8 protein-coding genes and 3 tRNA genes are annotated in these 11,026 nt (G+C 64.7%); 5 read left to right on the top strand and 6 right to left on the bottom strand.

What is annotated here, in order from left to right:
• A partial coding sequence (locus tag ESB00_RS13680) for a hypothetical protein (RefSeq protein WP_164976207.1) occupies positions 1-435 on the bottom strand: 435 nt, incomplete at its 3' end.
• Between the two features lie 160 nt (positions 436-595).
• On the opposite strand from ESB00_RS13680, the gene ESB00_RS13675 reads away from it, so the two are divergent.
• From ESB00_RS13675 to ESB00_RS13665, 3 genes are all read left to right on the top strand, one after another.
• A tRNA-Thr gene (locus ESB00_RS13675) sits at positions 596-671 on the top strand.
• A gap of 107 nt (positions 672-778) precedes the next feature.
• Positions 779-855, top strand: a tRNA-Arg gene (locus ESB00_RS13670).
• Between the two features lie 68 nt (positions 856-923).
• Positions 924-1,000, top strand: a tRNA-Pro gene (locus ESB00_RS13665).
• Between the two features lie 61 nt (positions 1,001-1,061).
• On the opposite strand, the gene ESB00_RS13660 is transcribed toward ESB00_RS13665, so the two are convergent.
• The 4 genes from ESB00_RS13660 to argS all read right to left on the bottom strand — a co-directional run bounded on the left by ESB00_RS13660 (position 1,062) and on the right by argS (position 7,153).
• Entirely contained in the window at positions 1,062-2,666 is a 1,605-nt protein-coding gene (locus tag ESB00_RS13660; RefSeq protein ID WP_129048233.1) for a PQQ-dependent sugar dehydrogenase, read from the bottom strand.
• 300 nt (positions 2,667-2,966) lie between these two features.
• Positions 2,967-4,475: a YihY/virulence factor BrkB family protein gene (locus tag ESB00_RS13655; RefSeq protein WP_129048232.1), complete on the bottom strand. Its 1,509-nt coding sequence runs from the start codon at positions 4,473-4,475 to the stop codon at positions 2,967-2,969.
• A 22-nt stretch (positions 4,476-4,497) separates the two neighbouring features.
• Positions 4,498-5,247: a GYF domain-containing protein gene (locus tag ESB00_RS13650; protein ID WP_129048231.1), complete on the bottom strand. Its 750-nt coding sequence runs from the start codon at positions 5,245-5,247 to the stop codon at positions 4,498-4,500.
• 154 nt (positions 5,248-5,401) lie between these two features.
• Positions 5,402-7,153 carry an arginine--tRNA ligase gene (gene argS / locus ESB00_RS13645; protein ID WP_129048230.1) on the bottom strand — a complete coding sequence of 584 codons (1,752 nt, stop codon included), beginning with the start codon at positions 7,151-7,153 and terminating at the stop codon, positions 5,402-5,404.
• Between the two features lie 213 nt (positions 7,154-7,366).
• On the opposite strand from argS, the gene ESB00_RS13640 reads away from it, so the two are divergent.
• The gene (locus ESB00_RS13640; protein ID WP_129048229.1) at positions 7,367-8,713 is read left to right on the top strand and encodes a thymidine phosphorylase; all 1,347 of its coding nucleotides are present in this window, start codon (positions 7,367-7,369) and stop codon (positions 8,711-8,713) included.
• Positions 8,714-8,920: 207 nt separating this feature from the next.
• Positions 8,921-10,222 (top strand): class I SAM-dependent rRNA methyltransferase, encoded by a 1,302-nt coding sequence (locus ESB00_RS13635; protein WP_129048228.1) that lies wholly within the window; start codon positions 8,921-8,923, stop codon positions 10,220-10,222.
• Here ESB00_RS13635 and ESB00_RS13630 read toward each other — a convergent pair.
• A complete protein-coding gene (locus ESB00_RS13630; protein ID WP_164976206.1) occupies positions 10,219-10,770 on the bottom strand; it encodes a nuclear transport factor 2 family protein in 552 nt (183 codons plus the stop codon). The two genes, ESB00_RS13635 and ESB00_RS13630, sit on opposite strands and share 4 nt — an antisense overlap.
• Positions 10,771-11,026: the final 256 nt, after the last annotated feature.

The following is an 11,026-nucleotide window of genomic DNA, read 5'->3' as shown; positions in this document are numbered from 1 at the left end:
CGTGTAACCCGCGGTGTTGAGGGCGGTGATGGAGCCCTCGTTGGTGAAGGTGGGGGCGTAGATCTGGCCGTGGGAGTTGTTGGCGCTGTGGGTCAGCGAACCCTGGTTGGTGAAGGAGGCGCCGGCGTTACTGGAGGCAATGGCCAGGTCACCCGAGCCGGTGGAGGCTGAATCGATCGTGAACGCCGAACTGGCCGCAAGGACGATACCGGAGTTGAGGCCGAATGTGGCCGTGGCGGCGATGAAGGTGTTCGTGCCGCTGAAGTTGATGGCGCTGTTGCTCGCACTTACGGTCACGAGACCGGAGAAGGACTGGTTCGTATAGGTTCCGTCCACCAAGGTGGTTTGGGCGACGAGCGGGCCGAGCAAGGCGAGTCCCAGCAGGCATCGTAGAGTGCGAGCGCGCAGAGGAGTGGTAAAACCGGCGCGGGACATGTCGAGAAGGTTGGAAAGCCCGATGTCTGAAAGCCAGACTATTGCTGGGTAGTTGTGGGTCTTATCAGTGCAACCTTAGTTACAGGCGCGGGGTCACAATCGGTGGTGATAAAAACGGGCTTGCCTAGGGGCAGATTGAACCGCGATATCCCCGCCTCGCGCCGCTTTAGCTCAGTTGGTAGAGCGACTCATTCGTAATGAGTAGGTCGTCGGTTCAAATCCGACAAGCGGCTCCAGTTTTCCTCCGGCAAAGCGGAAGCACGGGTTTTGTTCCCGGGGCTGGACTATCCCCATCTTTCGACTTGGAGAAGGGGCGGGTGGGCTTCATCTTGCGGCGGTTTTCGCGAGGGTAGCTCAGCTGGATAGAGCACCGGTTTTCTAAACCGGTCGTCGGGAGTTCGAGTCTCCCCCCTCGCGCCACTTTCGGTGAAAATAATGACTTGCCTACGCCGGGGGCATGGGGCTTCTTCGCCCTTCCGATGAATCATCGGGCTGTAGCGTAGCCTGGTAGCGCGCTTGCATGGGGTGCAAGAGGTCGTGAGTTCGAATCTCACCAGCCCGACCATTTCCCCAACCCGCATCAGGAGCACTTGATGCGGGTTTTTTGTGGCTATCAGGGTTTTGCGTCACTTCAGCCCTTTGCGCTCTTCGGCGACTTCGGCGGGCGTCACGGCGTTGGATTCGTTTTCGAAACTGGCACGAACGTAGGTCAACAAGGCGGAGAGGTCGTCGTCGGATAGGTGACGGAAGGCGGGCATCTCCTGCTGGTAGAACTCGCCGTTGACCTCGATGCGGCCGGAGAGGCCGTTGAGCGCGACCTGCAGGAGGCGGTTCTTGTTTTTCACCCAGTCGGTTTTGGTCAGCGGCGGGATCAGGCCGGGAGCGCCCTGACCCTCCGGGCCATGGCAGGGCAGGCAATGCTGAGCATAGAGCTGCTGACCGGCGCGCAGGGCCTCGGTCGTGGGCGGGAGGCTCCAGTCCTCGCTCTTGAGCGACAGCGGCTCCGGGTCCTCCCGCCATTCGGGCAGCTCGCGCAACGCCGCGGGAATCGGTTTGCTCACGGCGCGGAGACGCACGATGCGGTCGGGTCCGGTGGGCAGTCCGGAATACATCCAAGGTTGGAAGCGCGGGTGCCAGTCGGTGTTGCTCGTGAGAAGATAAATGTCGCCGTTGGGGGTGACGCAAACCTGGCGGATGCGGCCCAGCCGTTCCTGAAGGAAAATGCGTTCGCCGGCAATGGCGTCGCCGGTGGCGCTGAGCGGCAGCACGCGGAGGGCGCGACCTTTGAGGTTGGCGAGCAGGAGCCGGCCGCGCCACTCGGGGACGGCGGCGTGGTTGTAGTAGGCGAGGCCGGCGACGGCGATGGTCGGCGTCCATGCACGCAGCGGTTCGGTGATGGTCTGCTGCTTGGCCGCGGCGATCTCGTGCGGGCGGTCAATGAAGCCCTCGATGGCGGGCCAGCCGTAGTTGCGGCCGGGTTGGAGCAGGTTGATCTCGTCGTCGTTGTTGGCGCCGTGGTCGGAGAGATAGGTGCGTCCGTCGGGGGAGAATGCGAGGCCCTGCGCGTTGCGGTGACCGAGGGTCCACACCGGGCTGCCGGGAAACGGATTGTCGGCGGGGGTCGTGCCGTCGGGATTCAGGCGCAGGATCTTTCCGCTGAGCCGGGCGGGATCGAGGCTGGCGGGCGGATCACCGACGTCGCCGGTGGAGACGTAGAGCTTGCCGTCGGGGCCGAAGGCGAGACGCGAGCCGTTGTGGTAGGAGGCGCCGGGGATCGCGTCGAAGATCGTCTCGGGTTCGCCGAGCCGCGTGCCGTCCCAGCGGCAGCGTACAACGCGCGAACGCACGATCTCTTGCGCGCCCTGTGTCGGCTCCTGGTAAACGTAGTGCAGATAGACGTAGGGCGCGGTGGCGAACCACGGGTGAAACGTGAGCGTCAGCAGGCCGTGCGAACGGCGGTGGAAGATGCGCCCGGAGAGATCGTGCACGGGGGTGCGCTCGCCGGTGTCCGGGTTGAGGCGCCAGACGCGACCGTCCAGTTGGGTGAGCCAAAGCTGGTTGTCCGGTCCCCACGCGAGATCGAAAGGCGCCGACAAATCGCCGGCGACGGTCGCGATTTCGAGCGTGGTTTTCTCGAGCGAGAGGCGGGCGAAAGGAACCGGGGCGGCGAAGATTGCGTTGCCCGCGAGGACGCAGCCAAGCGCGAGCACGGACCGTGGGGTGAGGGGCATCGGCAGGAAGCTGCGGAGAGCGCCGGAAGGGGCAAGGCTGGAGCGCGGGAAGGAGCAGGCTTAAGGTTCAATCTAAAGGCATTTTGAAACGCGGAGGTCGCGGAGAGCGCGGAGGAAATTAACGGGATGGGGTGGAGCCGGGGGCCCTCGCCACGGTGGGTGGATTAACCGGCTGTAGCGGCGCTCCATGAGCGCCGATCTCACGATGGCATCATTCCTATCAAGCTGACCCGGTTCCCAAAACGAGGCCTGGCTTTTCGTGGCTTCTCGTGCCTTTTTGTGGCCAATGTCAGGATCGCCTCACTTCGCCGTCGTCGGGAACGGCGCGTAGGTGGCGCTGGGTTCCTGCTCGGTGATGAGATCGTCGAGGGTTTTGGCGCCGAGGGCGGCGGGGATGCCGGTGGCGAGCTTGGCGTGGTAGTGGGCGAGCACCGGGTCCACGTGGTCGAGCAGACCGCCGCTGGGGGCTTCGCCGTAGTTTTCGAATTTTTCGCGGAAGTCGGAAAGCGTGATCTTGTCGAGCGGGCGCGCGGGCTGGTAGCGGTGGTCGTTAGGGTCGGAGCCTTCGGCGGGCGGCAACTCGTCGATCAGCCCGAGGTCGCAGAGCCGGTTCAACGATTCGTTGAGAATCTGCGACGGGATGCGAATGAGGTGCGCGAGTTCGGTGACGGAGTAGGCGGGGGCGCAGGCCTTGAAGCGCCGGGCCACGAGGAGCAGCACGACCAGCGACATGCTCTCGCGGGTGGCGTGGTTGAGATTGTGCCAGGCGGTCTGGCTGCTGCGATAGCGCACGTTCTGCACGGCGTAGGTGATCTGCCCGCCGACGAGCACGAAGAACCAGAAGATGTAGAGGCCTGCCATCAGGATGGGGAAGATGCCGACGGAGCCGTAGAGACTCTTGGTGCGGAAAACGCCCTGAAGGTAGAGAAACGCGACGTAGTTGTTGAGGAACAGCAGCCCGGTGACCACGATCGCGCCGATCAGCGCGGCACCCCACTTCACCCGGGTGTTGGGCACGGTGCGGTAGAACAGCATCAGCAGGGACATCAGCAGCAGAAAGGAGGAGGAAGGCAGCAGCCAGTTGACGAATTCGACCAGGTGGGCGCCGAGGGGCAGCTTGGCCGCGAACTGCGCAAACACGGTTAGAAACGCGGTGGCCGAGACCAGCGTGATGGAGGCGAAGAAGAGCACCGCGCCGAGCGTGACCGTGGTCCAGTAGTAAATGATGCGCGTCAGCCATCCGCGGCCGCGGCGCACGCCCCAGATGTCGTTGAACGTGTTCTCAATGCTGGTGAACAGCTGCAGCACGATGATCAGCAGCGCGAACACGCCGATGACGCCGGCCGCGCCGGAGCGGCTGCTGGAGATGAACTGAGTGATGAGCTTCACCAACTCCGGGTCGGCCGTGGCCGCGACGACGGGGCGGCCGTCGGCGCCGACTGTGACGGGCCGGAGCTCGAGAGTGCCGTCCTCCTCGGGGTGGTCGTATTGGGCGACCTGGGGTGCGATGAAGCCGATGATGCTGTTCAGCTTTTGCGCCATGATCGCGGGGTCGCGGTTGCCCAGGGCGAAACCCGAGATGAGCACGGCGATGGCGATGAGCGGGCCGAGGCCGAGCAGCGAACTGTAGCTGAGCGCGGCGGCGCGGGTGGCGACCTTCAGCTCGTGCAGGCCGGAGATCGTGATCGAGACGATGCGAAGCAGCGCGTAGAAGCGGTTGCGGATGGTGCGGTCGCGGTTGAAACTGGCCGACCAGATGTCCTCCTGCCACAGCTGGCGCAGGCGCTGGAGCAGGGCGGCGGCGGGCATGAGCGGGGGCCGCGGCGGCCGGTCAGACGTAGGCCATGGTCGCCAACATCGCCATGCCGCCCAGACCGAGCAGCGCGGCCACGGCCAGCGGCACGTAGCTCAGGAAAATCGTGCAGAAATACAGGCCCGCCGAGCCGGCGGCCACGGCGATCATCGGCGTGAGCTGGCCCTGGGTCATGAAGACGAAACCGAGGAAACCCAGCCCGAACACCGCGCGGAAACGCACGAAAGGATAAATCTGGATCACACCGAGAAAGAGCAGCACGCCGATGACCAGGTCCACCACGCCGAGCATGACGCCGGGGGTCTGCATGATCTTGCCGAAATCCATGGACGTGAGGCCCTCGATGCCGGGCAGCACCAGCGCGACCGCGCTGGCGATGGAGATGAGGCCGGCCGCGCGGGTGCCCCACTGGGCGGCGTTCATCATGATCTCGCCCTTGTCCTTCTTGCCCTTCGTGTCCTCGGTCTTGCCTTCGGCGGCGTCGAGGAACTGCTGCACGGTGATGGGCGGGGCGCTGTCGGTCTTCTCCTGGTTCACCACCTTGAACTCGTGGTGCTTGAAACCCATCTTCTTCTTCTCGGGCCAGAGGGCGGCCTTCAGCTCGGGGTTGGCGGTGAGGAGCAGCCACTGTTCGGTGGTGGCGTCGTAGAAATAGGTTTCCTGCGTGACCTGACCGGCTTCGACCAGCGAAACCAGCTGTTCCACCGTGAAGGGGCCGCGGGCCTCGGTGTCGTTCACGCCGCGGACGTAAATCTCTTGGTTGGCCATGCCGCGGATGTTGCCCGGCAGGCGGGTCGCCGCAAGAGCGAAGTCAGGTTGGAAACCTCAAACGCCCCAAGCCAAACGCCAAATAAGGGCTAAAAACCGGGAGGCTCGAAATCTATTTGGCTTGGGCGGTTTGGTGTTTGGGGATTCCCTCCCATCACATTCTCTCCAGCGTGCGCAGGCCGAGCAGGTGCAGGCCGGTCTCGAGCGTGATGAGCGTGCGGTGGCAGAGCAGCAGGCGGCGGGCGCGCACGGCCGGGTCGTCCACGATGACCTTGTCGGCGGCGTAGAACGCGCTGTAGGCGCCGGCCAGCTCGAACAGGTAGAGGCAGAGGAAGTGCGGACGGAGCTGGTCGGTGGCGAGTTTCACGGCGTCGGCGAACTGCACGAGCTTGCGGGCCAGCGCGAGTTCCTGCGCGGTCTCGGGGGCGGTGGCACCGGCGACCGGCGGCTGGGCGGGATCAAGCTCGGCTTTGCGGAAGATGGAACGCACGCGCGCCACGGCGTAGAGCAGGTAGGGCGCGGTGTTGCCCTCGAGCGCCAGCATCTTGTCCCACGAAAACACGTAGTTGCTCGAGCGGTTTTGCGCGAGGTCGGCGTATTGCACGGCGCCGATGCCCACGGCGCGCGCAATCTCGCGGCGCTCGTCCTCGGACAGGTCGGGATTTTTCTCCGTGACGATCGCGAAGGCGCGGTCTTCCGCCTCGTCGAGCAGGGCCTTGAGCTTGATGACGCCGCCGTCGCGGGTCTTGAGCGCCTTGCCGTCCTCGCCGGTCACGGCGCCGAAGGTCACATGGTGCAACTCGGGCAGGCGGTAGCTTTTCGCGGCGAACCATTTCTTCACCGTGAGGAAGAGCTGCTCGAAATGGTCGCCTTGGCGGAAGTCGGTGACGACGACGATGCCATCGGCCGTGAAGTGCTCGGTGCGGTAAAGTGCGGTGGCGAGGTCGGTCGAGGCGTAGTTGCTCGCGCCGTCCGCCTTGCGGATGAGAAACGGCTGCTTGGCGAAGCGCGGGTGCTCGGGGTGAAAGACCACGAGGGCGCCCTCGCTGGTCTCGGCGAGCTTGGTCTCGCCCAGTTCGCGGTAGATGCGCTCGACCTTGTCGTTGTAGAACGACTCGCCGAGGTTGTGGTCGAACACGATGCCGAGCCGGTCGTAGATCTGCTGGAAGGCCGCGAGGCTGACGTCGGAAAATTTTTTCCAGAGAGCGACGTTCTGCGCGTCGCCGGTCTGGAGCTTGACGAGTTCGCGTTTGGCTTCCTCGAGCTCGGGCGAGCCGTCGGGCGTGGCGGCATGGCCGAGCTTGTAGAGACGCTCCAGTTCCTCGATCGGGTCGGTCATCAGCGCCTCGTCGTCCACCCAGCGCTTGTAGCCGTAGATGAGCTTGCCGAACTGCGTGCCCCAGTCGCCGAGATGGTTGTCGCGGATGACTTTCGCGCCGGTGAAGGCTAGCAGTCGACAGATGGCCTCGCCGATCACGGCGGAGCGCAGGTGGCCGACGTGCATCTGTTTCGCGGTGTTGGGCGAAGAGTAGTCAACGACCCAGGTTTGGCCGGCGTGGCTGGCGGAGGCGCCGGCGCGCAGTTGTTCCTCGGAATCGTGGGTGCTGAGCCAGGTGAGCAGGGAGGCGGGCTTGGCGCGGAAATTGATGAAGCCCGGGCCGGCGAGCGTGAGGTCGAAATCGGCCGACAATTCCGCCGCCTGATCCACGATCTGCTGGGCGAGGGCGCGCGGGTTTTGTTTTTCGCGTTTGGCGAAGGCGAGGGCGCCGTTGGCCTGGTAGTCGCCATGTGCCGGATCGGCCACGCGGACCTCGGGATCAAAGCCGCGTCCGGCCAGGCCGAGACGATCGGCAGCGGCCCGAAGGCGGGCATCGAGATGGGCGGCGACGTTGAACGGGAGGGACATCGGGCGATTGAGGAATTGCGCTTGGCTCTGAGCAAGAAGCATTTTCGCGGGTGCGCCGGCCAGGCCTGATCTGCGTGCCCGGCTGGCTGCCGCGGTGAATAACTCGCGGTCATGCCGGGTTTTTAGGCTCGACAAAATCGTCAAAAACCATTGCCTCTTCGAGCTTTGCGCCGCAAGGCGCCGTTTCGCCAATTACCTACAGTGACCTCCTCCATGAGAAAACGTCCCATTCCCACGCGTCGGTTCATCAAGCCGTCGTTTACTTCCCTGATTGAGAAGAAACGCGACGGCCAGGAATTCACGCAGGAAGAAATCCGCTACATCATCGACTCGACCCTCGACGGGGAGATGCCGCAGCACCAGCAGGCCGCCCTGCTGATGGCGATCTACTTCGCGAACATGTCGGCGCAGGAGACGGCGATTCTCACCGAGGAAATGATGCTGTCGGGCGAGGTCATTGACCTGTCCCACATCGCCAAGCCGAAGATCGACAAGTATTCGACCGGCGGCGTGGGCGACAAGACCGCCCTCGTGCTCGCCCCGCTCGCGATGGCCAGCGGCGTCGTGGTGCCGATGATGTGCGGTGTCGAACAGGAGTTCGTCATCACCACGCTGGAAAAGCTCTCGGCCGTCCCCGGCTTCAAGAGCCACATGACGATCCAGCACTTCCAGGATCAGCTCGCCCGTGTCGGCGGCGCGATCGCCGAACAGAGCACCGATCTCGCGCCGGCCGACAAGATTTTCTACGACCTGCGCCTCGAGACCGGCACCATCCCGAGCCTCCCGCTCATCACCGGCAGCGTGCTCTCCAAGAAGCTGGCCGAGGGCGCCGAGGGCCTCGTGATCGACGTGAAGTGGGGCAACGGCTCCTTCATCAAGGATCTCGAGCAGGCCAAGCAGCTCGCCCGTTCCATGACCCGCGTCGGCCGCTCCATGAAGCGCCGCTGCGTCGCGCTCGTCACCGACATGAACCAGCCGCTCGGCGACACCGTCGGCACCGCGCTCGAGCTCAAGGAGGCCATCGCGCTCCTGAAGGGCGAGGGCCCGGAGGACATGAAAGAGCTCGTGCTCAAGCTCGGCATGGAAATCGTGCGCCTCGCCGGCGTCGCGGGCTCCACGCTCTCGGCCAAGCAGACCGTGCAGCGCCACCTCACCGACGGCTCCGCGCTGGAGAAGTTCAAGGACATGATCCGCGCCCAGGGCGGTGACACGTCCTTCATCGACCACCCGGAGAAGTTCCCGACCGCGCGCCACATCCGCAAGCTGCCCGCCCCGAAGCGCGGCTACGTTCACACCATCAACGCCGCCATGATCGCCAAGGGCGTCTCGCTCCTCGGCGCCGGCAAGGACCCCGCGCACCACAACAAGATCGACTACGCCGTCGGCGTCTCGGAGATCAAGAAGGTCGGCACGCAGGTCAAGCAGGGCGAGCCGCTGATGATGATCCACTACAACGACGAGGCGAAGCTCGAGCAGGCGCTGAACTACTTCAAGGACGCCTACCGTCTCGCCCCGAAACGCCCGATCCCGCCCCCGCTCGTCGTCGAGCGCGTGGCGTAAGGCACGCTGCCGAAACGGGAGCCGGGACCCCTCCGTCTCGAAATCTTTCAAGGCCGGTCCTTCGGGACCGGCCTTTTCGTTTGGTGGAGCAACAAGGCGGGACCATCCGCCTCGCGTGTTCCAGGTGTCGTGATCCCTATTTCGCGGGACTGCTAGTCCCGCCTCCAATGGATTGCCAAGCGTCGCGGCATGCTTCCCAATCCGCCCATGTCCGACGCCCGCGAGGCCAAATCCGCTGCCAACAAACCCGCCCTCCGCCCTGAGCCGGCGGTGAAGACCAAGGCTCCGTCCTGGGCCGACCAGCCTGAGCCGCTACCCCAATCGCAGTGGCAGCGGCCGTGGGCACAGCTGAAGTTCGTGTCGTTCCAGCCGGCGATCTTCCCGCGCATGCTCGGCGAGGTGTCGTCCGACGCCCGGCCCGGTGATCTGGTGTCGGTTTACGACAAGTTCGGCCACCGCGTCGGTATCGGGCTCTTCAACCCGCGCGCCAAGATGCCGCTGCGCGTGGTCGTCCACACCGCGCAGCCGCTGGGCGAGGAGTATTTTGAGACGGCCATCCGCCGGGCCGTCGCGCTGCGCAAGGATTTTGGCAAGCTCGACGCCGTGACCGACGCCTGGCGCGTGATCAATTCCGACGGCGACGGCATCAGCGGCCTGACGATCGACCGCTATGGCGACACGCTTTACTGCGACGTCTATTCGCTCGGCATCTTCCAGCGCCTGCCGAAGTGGCTGCCGCTCCTGCACGAGCTGTGCGGCACGAAGCACGTGCGCGTCCACGTGGACCACGACCTCGGCAGCCTCGAGGGCATCAAGCCTTCGCAGATGAAGGAGCTAACGGCCTCCGCGCCCGACAAGGTGCGCATCCGTGAACACGGGGTGAAATACGAGGTGGATTTCGCCGAGGGGCACAAGACGGGTTTCTTCTGCGACCAGCGCGACAACCGGAAGCGTTTCGGCGAACTCGTGAAGGGCATGCGCGTGCTCGACCTGTGCAGCTACACCGGCGGCTTCTCGATCAACGCCGCGCTCGGCGGCGCGACCGAGATCACGGCCGTGGACCTCGATGAAAAGGTCATCGCCCAGGGCCGGCGCAACGCGAACCTCAACCAGGTCTCGCCCAACAAGCTCAAGTGGGTGCACGCCGACGCCTTTGCCTACGCGAAACAGATGAAGACCAACGGCGAGCAGTTCGACGCCGTGCTCTGCGACCCGCCGAAGTTCGTGATGACGCGCGATCCGGAGTTCGCCGCCGAGGGCATGCGGAAATACGCCGACCTGAACACCATCGCCGCCAGCCTCGTGAAGCCCGGCGGCCTGTTCGTCACCTGTTCGTGCTCGGGCCTCGTGTCGCTGGAGACCTTCGAGGAGTGCGTGATCAAGGGCGTGCACCGCCTCAACCGCCGTCTCCAGATCTTTGACCGCACCGGCCCCGGTGTGGATCATCCCGTTTACTCCAACTGCCTCGAAAGCCGCTACCTCAAGCTGCTCTGGGCGCGGGTGAGTTAATCGACCGCGACAATCGTCGCCTGGCGGATCGCGAGCTTCCAAGTGCCGCCGTCTTCGCGCCATACGTCGGTAAAGCGGCGGCGCACGGTGCTGCCGGCGTTCGGCATCAGCGCGGCCGGGCGCACGATCTCTTCACCCATCAGCACGACCAGGTTGCCGCGCACACCGGCGAATTTCAGGTTAAGGACCGTTTCTTCCTGCCGGACCTCGCCTGTTCGAATACGGCCCAGGAGATTCGCCCGGTCGACGACCTGTCCGATCGGCGCGTTCACTACAAAGTCCGAGGCGAGCAAACCGTCGACGACACTCGCATCCCCTGTCCGGAGGGCCGCGTTCAAGCGATCCCGGTTCGCGATCACGGCGATGATGCGGGGATCGTCAGGCGCCGGTTCGAACCGGGTCGACTGCGCAGCGGCCGGGGTCGCGGCGCCGCCAAGGATGACACCAACGAGAACTGCGCGAACGGTGAGACAAATCGCGCGCAGAAATTGCATTTTCCCTACAGAGATAAAACCGGATTTGTCAGGACGGATCATCGAATTATTCATGGCTTGGCAGGTTGGGGTTTCAGGGAACGGGCGGACAGATGGGACGATGAGGGCGAAAGATGAGAAAGACGCCGGGAGCGCCTCTTGGTTTTCCGCGCGACAGGCATCCTCCGGTTCGGATGCTTGATCCCCTGGCTGGCGTGGCGCTGCCATGCCCGAAATTCTGCATGCTCGCCGGGTGAGGACAAGCCTGCCGCGGGGCCTTCCAGCTCCGCATTGTGGCACCCTCGCGGCTCGCCGTTTCGCGATGGTTGAC

The sequence above is a fragment of the Oleiharenicola lentus genome (assembly GCF_004118375.1).
GTDB lineage: Bacteria > Verrucomicrobiota > Verrucomicrobiia > Opitutales > Opitutaceae > Lacunisphaera > Lacunisphaera lenta.
The sequence above is the reverse complement of the archived record's forward strand: the minus strand, read 5'-3'. Positions and strand labels throughout refer to the sequence as shown.